Source organism: Pseudomonas sp. NBRC 111140, assembly GCF_001320885.1.
In the GTDB taxonomy this organism is placed as follows: Bacteria; Pseudomonadota; Gammaproteobacteria; order Pseudomonadales; family Pseudomonadaceae; genus Aquipseudomonas; species Aquipseudomonas putida_P.
The window spans coordinates 58,079-76,546 of record NZ_BCBQ01000017.1 but is presented as its reverse complement, the minus strand read 5'-3'; the positions used below and the strand labels follow the sequence as shown (position 1 = coordinate 76,546).

The 18,468-nt window shown below is 63.1% G+C and carries 12 protein-coding genes and 1 pseudogene; all 13 read left to right on the top strand.

Annotated elements, in window-relative coordinates; all coding sequences use genetic code 11:
- Positions 1 to 293 (top strand): annotated as a pseudogene (locus tag APH42_RS08245) (hypothetical protein); the annotation flags it as partial.
- A gap of 64 nt (positions 294 to 357) precedes the next feature.
- Entirely contained in the window at positions 358 to 897 is a 540-nt protein-coding gene (gene tssB / locus APH42_RS08240) for a type VI secretion system contractile sheath small subunit (RefSeq protein ID WP_012272397.1), read from the top strand.
- A 14-nt stretch (positions 898 to 911) separates the two neighbouring features.
- The gene (gene tssC / locus APH42_RS08235; RefSeq protein ID WP_012272398.1) at positions 912 to 2,414 is read left to right on the top strand and encodes a type VI secretion system contractile sheath large subunit; all 1,503 of its coding nucleotides are present in this window, start codon (positions 912 to 914) and stop codon (positions 2,412 to 2,414) included.
- Positions 2,415 to 2,440: 26 nt separating this feature from the next.
- Positions 2,441 to 2,923: a type VI secretion system baseplate subunit TssE gene (tssE, locus tag APH42_RS08230; protein ID WP_012272399.1), complete on the top strand. Its 483-nt coding sequence runs from the start codon at positions 2,441 to 2,443 to the stop codon at positions 2,921 to 2,923.
- Positions 2,923 to 4,743, top strand: coding sequence for a type VI secretion system baseplate subunit TssF (tssF, locus tag APH42_RS08225; protein WP_060493116.1), 1,821 nt, complete (start codon positions 2,923 to 2,925; stop codon positions 4,741 to 4,743). The genes tssE and tssF overlap by 1 nt, the downstream gene beginning before the upstream one ends.
- Entirely contained in the window at positions 4,707 to 5,777 is a 1,071-nt protein-coding gene (tssG, locus tag APH42_RS08220; RefSeq protein WP_060493115.1) for a type VI secretion system baseplate subunit TssG, read from the top strand. Before tssF ends, tssG begins: the two co-directional genes overlap by 37 nt.
- On the top strand, positions 5,774 to 8,371 hold the full coding sequence (tssH, locus tag APH42_RS08215) for a type VI secretion system ATPase TssH (protein WP_060493114.1): 2,598 nt from the start codon (positions 5,774 to 5,776) through the stop codon (positions 8,369 to 8,371). Before tssG ends, tssH begins: the two co-directional genes overlap by 4 nt.
- A gap of 24 nt (positions 8,372 to 8,395) precedes the next feature.
- Complete coding sequence (tssJ, locus tag APH42_RS08210; protein WP_060493113.1) at positions 8,396 to 9,118, top strand: type VI secretion system lipoprotein TssJ; 723 nt, start codon at positions 8,396 to 8,398, stop codon at positions 9,116 to 9,118.
- Positions 9,115 to 10,458: a type VI secretion system baseplate subunit TssK gene (gene tssK, locus APH42_RS08205; protein WP_012272404.1), complete on the top strand. Its 1,344-nt coding sequence runs from the start codon at positions 9,115 to 9,117 to the stop codon at positions 10,456 to 10,458. Before tssJ ends, tssK begins: the two co-directional genes overlap by 4 nt.
- A complete protein-coding gene (gene icmH / locus APH42_RS08200; RefSeq protein ID WP_012272405.1) occupies positions 10,455 to 11,171 on the top strand; it encodes a type IVB secretion system protein IcmH/DotU in 717 nt (238 codons plus the stop codon). The genes tssK and icmH overlap by 4 nt, the downstream gene beginning before the upstream one ends.
- 30 nt (positions 11,172 to 11,201) lie before the next feature.
- Positions 11,202 to 14,999, top strand: a complete 3,798-nt coding sequence (locus APH42_RS08195; RefSeq protein WP_060493112.1) for a type VI secretion protein IcmF/TssM N-terminal domain-containing protein — start codon at positions 11,202 to 11,204, stop codon at positions 14,997 to 14,999.
- Positions 14,996 to 15,904 (top strand): type VI secretion system-associated protein TagF, encoded by a 909-nt coding sequence (tagF, locus tag APH42_RS08190; RefSeq protein ID WP_060493111.1) that lies wholly within the window; start codon positions 14,996 to 14,998, stop codon positions 15,902 to 15,904. Before APH42_RS08195 ends, tagF begins: the two co-directional genes overlap by 4 nt.
- Positions 15,901 to 18,396 (top strand): type VI secretion system membrane subunit TssM, encoded by a 2,496-nt coding sequence (gene tssM, locus APH42_RS08185; RefSeq protein WP_060493110.1) that lies wholly within the window; start codon positions 15,901 to 15,903, stop codon positions 18,394 to 18,396. The genes tagF and tssM overlap by 4 nt, the downstream gene beginning before the upstream one ends.
- The last annotated feature ends 72 nt before the right edge of the window (positions 18,397 to 18,468 follow it).

Here is an 18,468-nt window from a genome sequence, read left to right as displayed (position 1 = left end):
TGGTGCACTACCTGGTGCTGTTCTACTGCCTGAGCAAGTCGCCAGGCCTTGGCCGGCTGTTCGAAGGCCTGCGCTACAGCCTGAGCTTCGAGCGCCTCAAGGGCTTTGGTGACTTGCCGTTCTGCGTCATCAGCTCGCCGGTGCGTTCGGAACTTCCCGACGATTCGGTCATCCGTAGCAGCACGCAAATTGCCGGCAACACCAGCTTCGAAGAGCTGGTGGGCCGCGACAACATTCTGGAAATGAACGACGACATCCGTCAGCGCCTGCTGCTGACGATCGAAGGCCTGTAACCCGCAACGCCCCTTACCGGGCCGCGCAATGATTCGCAGCGAACTGCTCGCACTGGAGAACACGATGGCGAAGAAGGAAAGCACTCAGCACAAACTCGACCGCGTCCGCGCGCCTCGGGTCCATATCACCTACGACGTGGACATCGGCGATGCCATCGAGAAAAAGGAGCTGCCCTTCGTCGTCGGCGTACTGGGCGACTTTTCCGGCAACCCGCTGGAGCCGCTGCCCAAGCTCAAGGACCGCAAGTTCGTCTTCATCGACCGCGACAATTTCAACGGTGTGCTCAAGGGCATCAAGCCACGCCTGACCTACCGCGTCGACAACACCCTGGCCAAGAACGGCACCCAGCTGGGCGTGGAGCTGAACTTCAACAGCCTCGAAGACTTCGAGCCACAGAACGTGGTCAAGCAGGTGGAACCACTGCGCAAGCTGCTGGAAGTGCGCAACAAGCTGGCCGACCTGCGCAACAAGATGGGCGGCAACGACAAGCTCGAAGAGCTGCTGATGGACGTGCTGCAAAACACCGAAAAGCTCAAGACCCTGGGCAAGGAGTTCGGCCGTGAAGCCGAAGTGAAAGACCCATCCAGCAGCGATCGCGCCTGAGCAGGAGCCTTAACATGACCGACAAGCAAACCGCACCGCAACAGGCTGGCGAACTGGTCGAAGTGGAAAACTTCGCCCCACAGCCCTCGCTGCTGGACAGCATCATTTCGCAAAGCCGCGTGGCCCGTTCCGACACCGAACGCAACCGCACCCGCGACCTGATCGGCGAACTGGTGAACCAGGTGCTCGAAGGCGAGATGACCCCGAGCAAGGACCTGATCGCCGTGCTCGACTCGCGTATCGCCGAAATCGACGCGATGCTCTCCGAGCAGATGAACGAAATCATGCACGCTCGCGAGTTCCAGCAGCTGGAAGCCTCCTGGCGTGGCCTGAAGTACCAGGTAGACCAGACCGAAACCAGCACCACGCTGAAAATTCACCTGCTCAATGCCTCCAAGAAAGACCTGGTACGTGATCTGAAGGCTGCCAGCGAATTCGACCAGAGCGCACTGTTCAAGAAAGTCTACGAAGAAGAGTACGGCACTTTCGGTGGCGCGCCGTTCGGCATGCTGATCGGCGACTACGAATTCAACCGCAACCCCGAAGACATGTACCTGCTGGAAGAGATCTCGCACGTGGCCGCAGCGGCGCACGCGCCGTTCATCTCCGCCGCCTCCCCTGAACTGTTCGGCTGGGACTCGTTCACCGAGATGTCCGGCCCGCGAGACCTGGCGAAGATCTTCGACACCGTCGAATACGCCAAGTGGAAATCGTTCCGCGCATCGGAAGACTCTCGCTACGTCGGCCTTACCCTGCCCCATGTGCTTGGCCGCCTGCCGTATGGCCCCGATACCACGCCGGTGGAGGAATTCAACTTCGTCGAAAGCGTCGACGGCCGTGACCACAACAAATACCTGTGGATGAACGCCGCCTATGCCCTTGGCACCCGCGTCACCGATGCCTTCGCCCGCTACGGCTGGTGCGTGGCCATCCGCGGCGTGGAAGGGGGCGGCCTGGTCGAAGGCCTGCCGACCCACACCTTCAACACCGACGATGGCGAAATCGCACTCAAGTGCCCGACCGAAATCGCCATTACCGACCGCCGCGAAAAAGAGCTGTCGGACCTGGGCTTCATCCCCCTGGTGCACTGCAAGGGCACCGATTATGCCGCATTCTTCGGCACCCAGTCGGCGCAGAAGCAAAAGCAGTACAACACCGACATCGCCAATGCCAACGCACGCCTGTCGGCCCAACTGCAATACATCTTCGCCACCTCGCGTATCGCCCACTACATGAAGGCGATCATGCGCGACAAGATCGGCAGTTTCGCCTCGCGCATGGACGTGGAGCGCTTCCTCAACCAGTGGCTGGCCAGCTATGTGCTGCTCGACGATACCGCCAGCCAGGAAGCCAAGGCCAAGTTCCCGCTGCGTGAGGCCCGCGCCGAGGTGTTCGAGGTGCCAGGCAAGCCAGGCGTGTACAAGGCCGTCACGTACCTGCGCCCGCACTACCAACTGGACGAACTGACCGCCTCGCTGCGGCTGGTCGCCGAGCTGCCACAAGGCGCGCGCGGCTGACAGCCCGCTGTGTACAGGGATGACACATGAGTAACCAGGCCCGCCTGCTGCCCTCGCTGCTCGACCGACTGCTGGACGACCGTCCCTATCAGTCGGCCGAGCCGGCCGCGCAGCGTACCTGCTCGCTGGCCGAGTACAAGGCCAGTATCGTCCGCGACCTGGAAGTGCTGGTGAATACCCGCCAATCGCTGGTCGCCGAGGCGCTCGACGGTTTCAGCCAACTCGGTGGTTCCATCCTTGAATACGGCATGCCTGACTTCATCAGCCGCAGCGTGCTCGACCCACACGATCGTCGCCTTATTCAGCAGCAGCTGGAGCGTGCGATAAGCACCGGCGACCGGCGCTTTCGCCGGGTCCGTGTGCAGCTCTTGGCCCAGCAGGACGGCCACCGCATGTTGACCTTCCGCGTGGACGCCGTGTTGCGTCTGCAGGACATCAGCCGCCAGGTGTCGTTCGACGCCGTGCTGCAGGTCAACACCCAGGAATACAAAGTGCAGAACCTCAACTGATGCTCGACGAACTGCTGCCCTACTACGAAAAGGAACTGTCGCACCTGCGCTTCCTCGGCCAGGAGTTTGCTGCGCAGTACCCGAAAATCGCTTCTCGTTTGCTGATCGAGGGCGACAACTGCGAGGACCCGCATACCGAGCGCCTGATCGAGGCGTTCTCGTTCCTTTCTGCGCGGGTGCACAAGAAGCTCGATGACGAGTTCCCGGAAATCGTCGAATCCTTCCTCGAGGTGCTGTACCCGCATTACCTGCGCCCGACCCCGTCCATGTCGATTGCCGAGTTGAGCCTGGGCAGGCATGAGAAAGTCACCGAGGCATACCACGTGGCGCGCCATACCGAAATGCATGCCAATGCCGTCGAGGGCGTGGTGTGCAAGTTCCGCACCTGTTACCCCGTAGAGCTGTGGCCGATTGCCGTGCAGCAGGCCTCGTTCGCCGAAATGGAACGCTCGGCATTCAACGGCCACAGCGCCGACCTGGTCGCACGCCTGCGTATCCGCCTGACCGCCACAGGTGATGCCCTGTTCGGGCAGATGGAAATGGACCGCCTGCGGTTTTTCCTCGACGGCGAAGCCACGCTGATGCTGCATCTATATGAGTTGCTGTTCAACAACCTGGCCAAGGCCACCCTGAGCTTCCACGACGAGGGCCGCAGCCGTGAAGTCGCGCTGCCAGCCGGTGCGCTAAATGCCGTGGGTTTTACCCGTGACGAAGGCCTGGTGGATTACTCCGAGCGCTCGTTCCTGGGCTACCGGCTGCTGCACGAGTATTTCACCTTTCCCGACAAATTCATGTTCTTCGACCTCAGTGGTTTTGCACGCATCCTGCAAGGCAAGGCTATCGAGCAGGTCGAGATCAATTTCTATTTTTCCGACTACGACCTCAGCGAGCGCCTGGCGCGGCTGACGCAGAACATCGGGCGCAACAATTTCAAGCTCAACTGCACGCCAATCATCAATCTGTTCCGCCAGCAGGCCGAGCCGATCAAGCTGACCCACACCCAGCACGAGTACCCGGTCACGCCTGATACCCGGCTGCACAACGCTGCCGAAGTGGTGTCGATCGACCGCGTGCGCCGGGTGCGCAAACTTGGCGGCATCGACCAGGTCACCACCTGCCTGCCGTTTTTCGAGCCCCGTGGCGAACAGGACCCGCACAGCAGCTTCTGGGTCGCCCGTCGGCGCAATCAGGGTGACGCCACGGCCATGAGCATCCGCGTGGTCGACCGTGACCTGGAGCTGATCGGCGCCAGCAGCGACACCCTCAGCATCGGCCTCACCTGCAGCAACCGCGATGTGCCGCTGATGCTGCCGTTCGGTGGCGAGCGTGGCGATTTCAACATTCCCGCCAACTCGGTAATCAAGGACATCCGCTGCCTGCGCAAGCCCACTGCCACCGTGCGCGTGCCCTTGGGCAAAGGCTTGATCTGGCGGCTGATCGCGCACCTGTCGCTGAACCATATGTCGCTGGTCAGCCAAGGCCGCGAAGTGCTGCTGGAACTGCTGTCGCTCTACAACTACCGCAACGTGTCGGCCATCCGCAAACAGATCAATGGCATCAAGGCCATCAGCAGCGAGCCAGTGGTTGCGCGCATCGGCCATCCGCGGCCGAATTTTGTGCGGGGCGTAGGCATTACCCTCACCCTCGACGAGCACCAATACACCGGCAGCGGCGTGTTCCTGTTCGGCATGGTGCTGGACCACTTCTTCGGCCAGTACTGCTCGATGAACAGCTTCACCCAACTGACCCTGCGTACCCAACAACGAGAAAAGAGAATCGTCCAATGGCCAGCACGCACTGGCGATCAGCCCCTGGTCTGATCGATCAGGCCCGAGCCGAGCCGCACCGATTCGAATTCTTTCAATTGGTGCGCCTGCTCCGCCTGCACTACAGCCGCACCGGTCGCATGGACCTGGCAACCCGGCCCCATGAAGACCCGCTGCGTTTCCGCACCCAGTTGTCGCTGGCATTTCCGGCCAGCGAGGTCAGCGACCTGCACTTTGAGCGCGAAGGCAAGCTATCGCCGGCTGGCCTGCCACTGTCGGAAGTGCAGGTTACCTTCATGGGCCTGGTCGGGCCGTCGGGCGTGCTGCCGCGCCCGTATACCGAGTTGCTGCTCGAGCGCCATGTGCAATACCGCGACGATGCCGCCCATGCGTTTCTCGACATCTTCTCGCACCGTATGACCACGCTGTTCTACGAGGCCTGGCAAAAATACAAATTCCATATCGAGCACGAGCGTAATGGCACCTCGGGTTTCGATGGCTACCTGCTCAACCTGGCGGGCTTCGGGCCGCGCGCGCAAAAACTGAAGTTCGAAGAACAACCGTCAGTATTGCGTCGTGAGCTGTTCAGCTATTTTGCCGGCCTGCTCAGCCAGAAGCCGCGCAATGCGCTGAACCTCGAACGGATGCTCGGCTTCTATTTCTCGTTGCCGATCCACGTCAAGCAGTTCGCCGGTCGTTGGTTGCACCTGCCGCCTGAACAGCGCACCCAGCTTGGGCGGCGCAACGCCCAGCTCGGCCAAAGCGCCGTAGCGGGCAAGCGAACCTGGGATTACCAATCGTGCATTCGCATCGAGCTGGGCCCACTGAGCCTGGCCGATTACCAGCGTTTTCAGCCGGGCACCGAGTGCTATCGCAAGCTGGTCGAGTTGGTGCGCTTCTATATAGGTGCCGGGCTGGACTTCGAAATCGCCCCGCGCCTCAAGCGCGAGGCAGTGCCACGCGCCCAGCTCGGCCGCAAAGGCAATGTCGCCTTGGGCTGGATGGGCTGGCTCAAACGCCCTGGCCGTGACGCGGAGCCTTCGCGTTGCGCCGTTTTCCACATTCCTTACGATGGGGTCGCCTTGTGAACCTGAAGTCTCTGTTCGCCAAGCTAAACGAAACCAGCCGCACGGCCACCGAAAGCGCGGCGGCCCTGTGCCTGTCGGAGCATCACTACGATGTCGAGGTTGAGCACCTGCTGCTGCAACTGCTCGACAGCAGTGACAATGACCTGGCACCGATCCTGCGCCACTATGAGGTCGTCACCGAGCGCCTGCAGGCGCAACTGGTCACCGCCCTGGGCACCTTCAAGAAAGGCAATACCCGTACCCCAGCGCTGTCGCCGCACATCACCCGCATGATCGAGCAGGCCTGGTTGCTGGCATCGATCGAGTATGGCGTTGGCCAAGTACGCAGCGGCCACTTGCTGCAAGCCCTGCTTGATGATGCCGAACTGCGCCGAGTGGTGATGGCTTCGGCACCGGAGCTGGAAAAGATCAATGCCAATGACCTGCGCCTGAACCTTGCCGCACTGGTCGAAGGTAGCGCCGAGTCGCGGCAGGCCAGCCCCCTGGCCAGCCCCGCGGCGCCAGTCGCCAGCAGCACTAAAGCTGGGGGCAAGACCCCAGCGCTGGACCAGTACACCGTCAACCTTACCCAAAGTGCCCGCGAAGGCCGCATTGACCCAGTCCTGGGCCGCGAGTTCGAAGTGCGGCAAATGGTCGACATCCTCACCCGTCGCCGGCAAAACAACCCGATTCTCACCGGTGAAGCCGGGGTCGGCAAAACCGCCGTGGTCGAGGGCCTGGCCCTGAGAATCGCCCAGGGCGATGTACCAGCGGTGCTCAAGGATGTGGCCCTGCACACCCTTGACCTGGGCCTGCTGCAGGCGGGCGCCGGGGTAAAGGGCGAGTTCGAAAACCGCCTGAAAGCGGTCATCGAAGAGGTCAAGCGCAGCCTGCACCCAGTCATCCTGTTCATCGACGAAGCCCACACCCTGATCGGTTCTGGCGGCCAGGCCGGGCAGAACGATGCCGCCAACCTGCTCAAGCCGGCCCTTGCCCGTGGCGAACTGCGCACCATCGCCGCCACCACCTGGGCCGAATACAAGAAGTACTTCGAGAAAGACGCCGCCCTCGCCCGCCGCTTCCAGGTAGTAAAGGTCGAAGAACCTGATGAAGACAAAGCCATTCACATGCTGCGCGGGCTACTGGGCAAGATGCGCGAGCATCACAAGGTGGCGGTGATGGACGAAGCGCTGGTACAAGCGGTGCGCCTGTCCAACCGCTACATCACCGGCCGCCAGCTGCCCGACAAAGCCGTTAGCGTGCTCGACACCGCCTGCGCCCGCATCGCCCTGGCGCAGTCGTCGCAGCCAGGCTTGCTGGAAGACTGCCGTCGGCAGATCGACAACCTGCAGGCAGAAATCGCCGTTCTTGGCCACGAAGCGGGCAAAGGCCATGACCATGCCCGTCGCCTAGGCGAGCTGCAGGCCGCGTTGCAGACCGAACAGCAGCGCGAGCAGCAGCTCATCGCGCAGTGGCAACAGGAGCTGGAACTGGTCGAGCAACTCAAGGCACTGGATGCCGCCAACGACACCGACGCCGAGCAGCTCAATACCCTGCGCGCCGAACTGGCCCGTGTGCAAGGTGACCAGCCACTGGTCCACGCCCTGGTCGACAGCGGCGCCATTGCCCAGGTCATCAGCGGCTGGACCGGCATCCCGCTGGGCAAGATGCTGCGCGACGAAATCGATACCGTACAGCGCCTGCCGGCCCTGCTGGGTGAGCGCGTACTGGGCCAGGACCATGCCCTGCAGGAAATCGGCAAACGCATCAAGATTTCCCGCGCGCGCATGGAAGACCCCAACAAACCCATCGGCGTGTTCCTGCTGCTCGGCCCCAGCGGCGTCGGCAAGACCGAAACTGCCCTGGCCCTGGCCGATACGCTGTACGGCGGCGAGCGCAACCTGATCACCATCAACATGTCCGAGTACCAGGAGGCCCACACCGTGTCGAGCCTCAAAGGCTCGCCCCCCGGCTACGTCGGTTACGGCGAAGGCGGCGTGCTGACCGAGGCGGTACGCCGCAAACCCTACAGCGTGGTGCTGCTGGACGAGGTGGAAAAAGCCCACCCCGACGTACTCGAACTGTTTTTCCAGGTCTTCGACAAGGGCGTGCTGGACGACGGTGAAGGCCGCGAGATCAACTTCCGCAACACAGTGATCATCCTCACCTCCAACACCGGCACCGAACGCATCATGCAAACCTGCCTGAATGCCACCGAGCTGCCAACGCCAGAGGCCATCGTCGAAGGCCTGCGCAACGAGCTCAACCAAGTGTTCAAGCCGGCGTTTCTCGGCCGCCTGAACATCGTGCCGTTCTACCCGGTGCAGGACCAGATCCTCGAGCGCATCGTCGCCCTCAAGCTCGAGCGTATCGCCAAGCGCTTCGCCCGCAACCACCAGGCCGAGTTGGGCTACGACGAGGCGCTGGTCAAAGCCATCGCCGCCCGTTGCACCGAGGTCGACAGCGGCGCACGCAACATCGACAACATCCTGTCGCAAACCCTGATGCCCGAGCTCGCCCAGCGTGTGCTCGAACGCATGGCCCAGGACACACCGATCGAGCGCCTTGTGATCGAACTGGGCAGCGATGGCGATTTCGCCTATCGCCTGGCCTGACCAGTACCCGGAGGTTTAGCTGTCATGCAACACAAGCACATCGCCTTCAAGCGCCTGACCACCGCCGCCCTGCTGCTGGCGCTGGCGGGCTGCGGGGTCACCGACCGTATCGGCAAACGCATGGAGGACAGCTGGGCGGCCGACATGCTGGCTGACAGCGAGAAGGTCATCCTGACCTCCGACGGCGGCAACCAGCTCAACCCCGATACCGAGGGCAAGCCGCTGTCGGTGGTGATGCGCGTGTACCAGCTGACCGACCTTGAGCGCTTCGCCGCAACCGATGCCGAAACCCTGTGGGATACCCCGGAAAAGGCACTGGGCAATACCCTGGTGGAAGCCCGCGAGATCACCCTGCTACCGGGCATTGGCCAGATCGACCAGTGGCCTCTGGCCAATAGCGCTCGCTACGTCGGCGTGGCGGCGTTCTTCCGTGATGAACAAGGCGCACGCTGGAAAGTCGCCTTCGACGCAAACTCGCTGCGCAAGGACGGCATCTGGTTCTCATCCGACGGGCTGCGGGTACTGGTGGATAAAACCGAAATCAGTGCCATGCAGGGCGTGGATGTGCTGAACAAACCCCCGACTGCCGACCAGCTCGCGGCGGCGCAGAAGGCCAAGGATGCCGCCCCGACGCTCACCGACAAGGTGCAGGACGCGGTCATCCAAAAAGCCAGCGACGCCGCCAGCCAGTCGGCCAGCAACGCCATGGATTCAACCTTCAACTCTTTAGTGGATAGCGTCAAATGAGCAAGCAGAGCCGGGTGATGTGGTCGGAAGGCATGTTCCTGCTGCCCCAGCACTTCCAGTACCAGGACGAGTTCCACCAGCACCAGTTGGCTGAGGCGACCCTGCGCAGTACTCCTTTCCATTGGGGTGTACAGGCGCTGCAGGTGGACGAAGACGCCCTGGCCAACGGTTCGCTGCAGCTCAAGCGCCTGAAGCTGGTGTTCCCTGATGGCAGCCTGTACGACGCTCCGCAGCACGATCCGCTGCCGGCCGCGCGTGACCTCAAGGACCTGCTCAAGGCCAACGACCTGAAGGTTTATGCCGCGCTCAAGCTGCCCGAGCCATTCGGCCTCAATTACGTCGAGGATGGCCACGAGCACAAGGCCGCACGGCGCTTTCGCAAGCAGTTCGACACCCTGCCCGACCTTAATGAAGGTGAGCTGGAGAACGAGATCACCAGCCTGCGCCTGAACGTGGTCATGCTGGTCGACGGCGACAGCCTCGATGGCTACAGCTACTGCCCGCTGGCGAAGCTGACACGCAACAGCATGGGCGGCTTCAACCTCGACCCGCATTTCGTCCACCCTACCCTGCACCTGGGCAGCCACGAAACCATCACCAGCCTCGGCAAACGCCTGCTCGGTGCCCTGCAGGCCAAGAGCAAGGCGCTGTCCGGCCGACGCCGCGAGCGCGCCGACCAGATCGCCGAGTTCGGCTCCAGCGACGTCACCTTGTTCTGGCTGTTGAACACGGTCAACCGTGCCCACCCGCAATTGGCGCATCTGCTGGCCCATCCGCGCCTGCACCCGGAGCGCCTGTACCTGTTCCTCGCCGACCTGGCCGGCGGGCTCCTGACCTTCACCCTGGACACCCAGCTCAGCGACATCCCCGAGTACGACCACCAGGACCCTGCGGCATCGCTGGTGAAACTGGACGAAATGATCCGCGTAATGCTCGACAACGTGGTGCCCAACCAGTGCATCGTCATCAACCTGACCCAGACCAAACCGTCCCATTGGCAAGGCCAGCTGCACGACCCACGCCTGGCCGAAGCCGACTTCTATATTGCCGTGCACGCCGACATGCCCGGTGCCAGCCTGCTGGAACTGGTGCCCCGAGCGTTCAAGGTCGGCTCGCCGGAAGACATCGAGGTGGTGGTCAACAGCGCCATGCCTGGCGTCACCCTCAATCATGCCGCGCGGTTACCGAACGCGATTCCGGTGCGCCTGGATAACCAGTATTTCGCCATCGAGCCGCACGGCACTGTGTATGAGCGAATGATCAATGCCCAGGCCATCTGCTTCTATGCGCCCAGCGCCTTTACCAACCTCAAGCTTGAACTGATGGCGGTGCTCAAATGACCGAAGCCGTACTGCAACAGGGCGCCGTCGCGGCCGCCAACGACAAACCGACGCTCAAGGACCTGGTCCAGGACTTCATCAGCATGGCGCTGATCGTACGTCGCGGCCGCCAGGTCACCTCGGTGCCGGCCTTCGAGGGCAGCGTAGAACGCTTCTTCGCCAACCTGGAGCGGGATGCCCGCGCGGCCAACTACAGCGTCGAGCAGGTCAAGGACACTCAGTACGCGCTGTGCGCGTTCCTTGATGAAAGCGTGCTGCGCTCAGGCGACAACGCGCTGCGTCGGCATTTTGAGCTGCAGCCGTTGCAGTTCCGCTATTTCGGTGTGCACCTGGCCGGGGAAGGTTTCTTCGAAAAAGTCCAAGCGCTGCGTGCTGACACCAAGCAAAACGTCGATGTGCTCGAGGTCTACCACCTGTGCCTGGCCCTGGGCTTCGAGGGCAAGTTCAGCCTTGGCCAGAAAGACCAGCTGCGTTACCTGGCCAATACCCTGGGCCAGGACATTGCCCGCTACCGCAAGGCGCCCAAAGCGCTGTCACCGGACTGGGCACTGCCCGACCAGGTGTCGCAGATGCTGCGCCATGAAGTGCCGCTGTGGGTGTATCTGGCGCTGATCGCGCTGGTCTGCGTCGCCGTGTACCTGACGCTTGACTGGTTGCTGGACAAGGACGTTGCCGCCCTGTCCGAACAAATCCGCCAGCTGTTCAGTGCCTGAGCACACATCAGGTAGCCGAGTCAGGAAGACATGAAAACATTACTGCGTCTGTTGAAGAGTTTCTGGGTGCTGCTGCCATTGCTGTGGCTGGCGAGCCTGTTGATTGGCTGGCTGGTCGCGCCGCTGGTGCCGTGGCTGCGTCATCACGTACCTGAAGCGCTGGCCATCATCAGTGCCTGCTTCCTGCTGGTGATCGTGCTGCGCCAGTACCAGCGCATCCGCGCCGAGCACAACCTGGAGAACCTGCTGCAAATCGAAGTCGACCGCTCGTGGAACGCCACGGGTGAGTTCCGAGACCAACAGGTATTGCGCGAGCGCCTGAAGCACGCCATCGCCATGCTGCGCACCGATCGCTCAGCCGGTGGCGGCGGCAAGGCGGCGCTGTCCGACCTGCCCTGGTACCTGGTGGTGGGCATGTCCGCTGCCGGCAAGACCTCGCTGCTGACCCATTCCGGTCTGTCGGCCAGCATCGCCACGGCCAACGACAGTGAAAGCGGTACCCAGCATTGTGACTGGTACTTCAGCCCCGACGCCGTAATGATCGACACCGCCGGGCGCTACTTGCGCGACGACCAGTCAGCCAGTGAGTTCTCGGCCTTCCTGCGCATGTTGCGCAAGCAACGCGGCAAGGCGGCGATCAATGGCTTGGTGCTGGTGGTCAGCCTGCCCGAGCTGCTGGCGGCCAACAGCGATGAGCGCAATGCCCTGGCGGCGCAGCTGGTGGCACGGGTAGAAGAATACGCCGAATGCCTCGACGCCAACCCGCCGGTCTACCTGATGCTGAGCAAGACCGACCAGTTACCGGGCTTCAGCCAGGCATTCGACGGCCTCGACCTGCATGAGCGCCAGCAACCGCTGGGCATGACCTTTGGCCTGTCGGAAATCCGCAACAGTGGCCTGCACGCCGTGCTGCAGACGCGCCTGAAGAACTTGCAGGGTCACGTTCGCCAGCACGTCGATGCGCAGATGATCGCCCTCGGCGCCGAGGCCGACAGTGCGCTGTTGAACTTCCCGCAGTACTTCGCCGCCCTCAGCGATGTACTCGAGCAATTCCTCGACCACTTCACGCGTGGCCATCGCGGCGGGACCCCGCTGCTGCTGCGTGGCCTGTACTTCACCAGTGCGCTGCAGACCGGGCAGCAGCTGGGACAAGTCTATGAAGACGTCATCGCCGACGAGTTCGCCTTGCAAGCGGCCTACGATGAGCCTGCCGAACGTGCTGGCAAGCCCGTGGGCAACCGCAGCTACTTCATCACCGACACCTTCCGCCAGGTGATATTCCCGGACCGCGACCTGACCTTGTACCAGTCACGCCTGGGCCGGCAGGCCACGTTCAGCCCGCTGTTACTGGGCCTGGCCGTTGCCACGGGTGTCCTGTTCATCGGCTGGCAGGCATTGTCGTTCATCAACAACCGGCAGTGGCTCGATGGCTTGCGCGGGCAACTGGCGCAGATCGAACATGCGCAGGATCGCGAGCAACTGCTGGCCGCAGGCAAGGGCCTGGAAGTGCTGCGCGAACAGATGGCGGTAGTCGAAGCCCATCGCCTGCAAGGCGTCCCCCTGCCGTTGGCTGCTGGCCTTTACCACGGTGAAGCAGTCCATCAGGTGAGCAGTGCCGCATACCTGGCGCAACTGCGCAGCCAGGCGCTTGAGCCGATCACCCGCAGCCTGCAAGTGCAGATGCGCGCGTTCAACACATTCGCCAACGGCATCAACCAGGAACTGGAGTTCACCCCAGCGCCGCTGCCTAAAAAACGCAACGGCAAGCCTCTCGCCCCTGCCTTGGCCGCCAAGGCCACAGCAGCCAACACCCGCCTGGGTGGCTACGCCGCCAAGGTCAACCTGGCCACCGCCAGCGATGCCGCCGAGCTGTCCGCCACCACCGGTGGCCTGTCGTTGTCCGAAGAAATGCTCGGCCGACTTGACGAACAGCAGGTGGCCTCGATCATCGACGCCTACAACACGCTCAAGCTGTACCTGCTGCTGACCGAGCCCCAGATACATCCAGATCCGGCCTTCGTCGCTGCCAGCCTGCCCCAGGCCTGGACAGGTGCAGCCGCTGAAGGGGCCCCGGCCGACGCCGGGGTAATCGAAGAAAACGCACCGCTTTACGTGCAGTTGCTGGAGCAAGGCCAGGCGCCGGCACTGCCGCGCAACGAGCAACTTATCGACGAGACCCGGCAGAACCTCAAGGCATTCATGATCTCCAGCTCGCTGGTCGATCGTGAATACCTGCGCCTGCAACTTGAGTCGAGCCGCCAGTTCCCGACGTTGAGCCTCAACGACCTGGTGCCGCAACCGGGCCGTGCGCTGCTGTACGGGTCCGCTGGCGTGCCAGCAATCTACACGCGCCAGGGCTGGGACACCTTCGTCAAGCCCGAACTGATCAAGCTGGTGTCGGGCAACCTGCGCAACGAGTCGGACTGGGTGCTGGACGGTGAAGGCGGCGACGCGCTCGTGCAAAAAGCCAACTTCGTGCGCGAGTTCATGACCCGCTACAAGCGCGACTACACCCAGGCCTGGTACAAGATGGTCAGCAGCGTCGGTGTGCGCCACTTCACCGACCTGGCCTCGGCCACCGAGCAACTGGGCCTGCTCAGTGACGTGCAGAACTCGCCTGTGAAAAACCTGCTGGCGGCGGTCAATGACAACACCCAGTGGGACCTGCCGACCAAGCACGCGATCCCGGCCCCTGGCGCCGCTCGCGATGACGGTTTCTGGAGCAAGGTCACAGGCTTGTTCGACACCGAGAACGCCCTGCCCACCAGCGTCGCCCCGGCCTTGCCGGCGGTGGACGACGGCAGCCTGGCCAAACGTTTCGAGCCGGTGGCGCGAGTGTTTGCGCAAAACAACGCCGAAGGCGCCGACAGCACCATCATGGACCGCTACCTGGCCGCCTTGCGCAAGCTCAAGGTACGCATGAACAACATCCAGCGTTCGCAGGATGTGGGCAAAAGCAGCAAGCAGCTGATCAGCGAAACCTTGGAAGGCCAGCCAAGCGAAGTCACCACCGTACGCAACTATGTGGAGAGCAGCGTCGACACCAGCCAGGACGGCTTGTCCCGCTCACTGCAGGGGCTGTTCAGCCTGCCCATCCAGTACGCCTGGGCGACCCTGCGTGACCCGGCCGGCCAGCAGATCGCCAAGGCCTGGGCGCAACAGATTGCCAAACCGTGGGAACAGGTCATGGCGCACCGTTACCCGATTGCCGGCGGCAGCAACAATGAAGCGTCGGTGAAAGACCTGCAACGCTTCGTCGACCCGGACAGCGGCCTGCTGCCCGCCTTCAAACGTAACGAAATCGGCAACCTGGCCGGCGGTGAGGGCCTGGGTGTGGGCGACAGCAAGGGGCCAGCGCTGGTCAACCCTGGCATGCTCAACAGCATCGACAAGGCCAGCTCGGTGGGCCAGGTGATCGCCAGCCTGTCTGACCGTGACAACGGCTTCGAGATCATGCTGGAGCCGTCGGCCAACTTCACCGACATCGTGTTCACCCTCGACGGCCAGGAGCAGCACTACCGCAACGGCCGTAGCAGCTGGAACCGCTTCGCCTGGCCGGGCACCAACAACGCACCTGGCGCACGCCTGGACGTAGTGACCCTGAGCGGTGCGCGGGTGACCGTGTTCGACTTCCCGGGGCGCTGGGGCTTGCTGCGTATGAACGAAAGCGCCCGCGTAGACGACCTGGATGGCATTCAGCAACGCTTCAGCTGGAACACCGCCAGTGGTCGCGTGAGCCTTGTGGTGCGCAACTTTGGCGGGGTCAAGCTGACCGACCTGGGTGACGTCAAGGCGCTGAGCGCCCTGAACGACAGGGGCGGCCAATGATCGGTTGTTTCGGCAAGCTACCGTCGAGCGCGGACTTCGTCAGCCTGCATGGCGCGGCGGAGGAAGTCTGCGAGTTCGACGCCTGGTTGCAGTCATCGCTGGCGGCCATGCGCCACTGCGATGACTGGCAGGCGTTGTTCGACGCGCTGCCGGTATGTTTCTTCAACTACCGCGCACGCAACGGCAACTGGCTGCTGGGTGGCCTGCTCAGCTCGCGCGATGCCAGTCAACGGCGCTACCCGTTTTTCATCTTCCAGTTGCTCAAGGGTGAAGCAGGCACTGCACAGGTCAACCCGTACACCCTTGGCGAGCTGTTCAGCGCACAGATCAAGCCATTGCTGCACCAGGCCGTGCAAGGCGCTGGCAGCGCCAGCCTGTTCGAGCGGATCAAGGCCTTGCGCCCGCTACAGGGCCAGGACCTTGACCTGTTCCGCCGCGTGCACACCAAGTTTCTCCACGATTACAGCCTGACTGATGTCGCCCGAGCCCTACACGGTTCCTGGCCAAATTTCGACAGCGCCACCGCCCTGGCCCACCTGCAGATCAGCCGGGCCGCGCTGCATGGCGATTTTGCAGGCGGTATCGAGTTGCCGCTGCCGGCCGAACGTGGCCTTAAAAACCCTACGGCCGACCTTTGGCTGACCTGGCTCACCCGCATGAGCCGGCAACCCGACGTGCCGGCGGTAAGCCTGCTGGTCGACGATTTCATGCACCCGCGGCTGTACTGCTTCCCGTCGCGCCACGCCAACAGCGCCTACCGCCTGCTCAGTGAATGCGCCGACACACATCAGCACCTGAAGCTGCTCAACCCGCTACCAGGCGCACCACGGCAGCACAATTACGACCGACCTCTTGAACACGTCATCGACCAGTTCGTCGATGCACTGGATGCGACGCCTGTATGAACAAGATCAAGTACTACTGCCTGCGCTACCAACCCTACCTGCTGGGTGTGGCATTCTTCCTGGCGATCTTCCTGGTCTGGGCCATCGGCCGTGCATTGGGCTTTGCCTCGCTGCACAGCTTGCTGGCGGGTATCGGTGCGTTTCTGCTGCTGTCGGCGGGCTATGTACTGTTGCTGTACCGCGGTGCTGGCCAGCACCACAACCTCGAAGGCCTGCTGCGCGACGACGCCGACCAGGCCGTACTCAGCGCCACCCCGGCCGACCGGGAAGAGGTCAGCCTGTTGCGCGAGCGCCTGCTGCAGAGCATCGAGCGCCTGCACAGCAACAAAGCGCGCGGCGCCTCGGCCAAGGACGCGCTGTATGCCCTGCCCTGGTACCTGGTGATCGGCCAGCCGGCCGCGGGCAAGAGCACGATGATTCTGCAGTCGGGCCTGAACTTCCCCTACGCCGAGCGCGAAGGCGCACGGGTCGCAGGCCTGGGCGGCACGCGCAACTGCGACTGGTTCTTCAGCTCCGAAGCGGTGCTGCTGGACACCGCCGGGCGCTACATGAACAGCCCCGAAGAAGCCGGCAAGTGGCGTGGCTTCTTGCAACTGCTGCGCCAGCACCGCCAGCGCCGCCCGCTCAACGGTTTGATCGTCAGCGTCAGCATCGCCGACATCCTGCATGGCTCGGCCGAGGACCAGGAGCGCGTGGCCAAACGCCTGCGCGAACGCATCCAGGAAAGCTGCGCACTGCTCGAAGTGCGCCTGCCCATCTATCTGGTCTTCACAAAGTGCGATCTGATCCCCGGTTTCACGCCGTTCTATCGCCAGCTGGACGACGCTGCGCGTGGTGAAGTGATGGGCAAAACCTTCTCGCACAAGGGTTACGAGCAGGCCGACTGGGGCCAGCGCTTTGGCAACGCGATGGACGAGCTGGCCAGTTACTGGCGACAGGTGGCTGGCCAACAACTGGTACACCAGGACATTCAGGTCACTCGGCAGAACAACGCGGCCTATCGCTTCCCGCTGGAGCTGGCCGCGCTCAAGCCGCGCCTGCAGCAATTCGTCGACAGCCTGTTGCGTGCCAACCCCTACCAGAATGCAGAGTTGCTGCGCGGGTTCTATTTCACCGCTGCGCTGCAAGCCGACGAGGCCCAGTGGGGCAGCCACGGCCAGCATGTGGCCGAACGCTTCGCACTTGAGCAGGTTGAAGGTTCTGGCACTGCCGGCAGCCAGCCAGCCCCCCTGTTCATCAACAGCCTGTTCCGCAAGGTCATCATTCCCGACCAGCACCTGGTGGCGCTGTACACCAGCAACCACCGCGAGCGCCGGCGCAAGGCCGGCTGGGTTGGCGCCGCCGGCCTGGCAGCGCTGGTGCTCTGCAGCCTGTGGGGCTGGTCGTACCTGAACAACCGCGCCACCCTGGCCAGCATTGCCGGCGAGCTGGCTCAGGCCAAGGCCGACGACCAGGCTGGCAGCGACCAGTACACCGCCTGGAGAAGCCTTGACCGCTTGCGTTTCTGGGCCGCGCACTACTATCAGCAACACCACGAGCAGGGCGTGCCGCTTGGCATGCGCCTGGGCTTGTACCAGGGCCATGCGGTCGAGCCGCTGCTGCGCAGCCGCTACTTCGCCACGCTGCAGAACGTGATGCTCAAGCCCACGGCCGATAACCTGACCCGTACCCTGTACCTGTTGACCACGCTCAAGGTCTACCAACGCAACACCCGCGAGCTGCAGCCGGTAAGCGGCGTCGACAGCGTCGAGGCCGAGGCGCTGCCGCATGACAACCGCGCCCAGTCGATCGCCGACTTCGGCAAAGCGACCCTGGACACCTACGTGATGCTCTCGCAGGCAATGCGCGAGAAGGCTGACCCTGCGTTCCTCAAGGCGCACCTACCGGACTACTGGTACCCGGCCATCGCCCGCCACACCGGCAAGCGCATGGCCGCAGCCGGTAGCGACGCCAGCGGCGACCAGGACTACCTGTACGCCAGCCGCCAGATCACCTTCTACAGCGACCAGATCCGTGAGCCGGACGTGCCACGCATCCTCGACAACGCCTTCCTGATGTCCAGCTCACGCAATTACATCGACAGCCTGCGGGCCCAGTCGCTGCGCTCGATCGAGACCATCACGCTGGAATCCGACACCCTGTTCGCCTTTGGCCGCGCCGACTTCCAGAGCCTGAAGAACGAAGGCCAGAACCAACTGAGCGCGATTGCCAGCAAGCTGTTGAACACCCCGAACATCGGCAAGGTGGTCATCTCTGGCCACGCCGATCAGCTCGGCGACAGCCAGGGCAACCTGCAGGTTTCGAAGCAACGGGCGCAAACCATCCGCACCTACCTGGTCGGCAAGGGCGTGCCCGCCGAGCTGGTGGTCGCGCAAGGCGAAGGCAGCCGCAAACCACTGGTCAACTGCGACATGCAACAACCGCGGGCGCAATTGATCAAGTGCCTGGAGCCCAACCGCCGGGTGGAAATCGAAGTGCGTGGGCTGAACTGAGCCACGCCGCAAGAACCGGTCGCCCGGGCCTCACAGGAGGAGGCCCGGGTGGCGGCAAGCTACCTCTGCCGG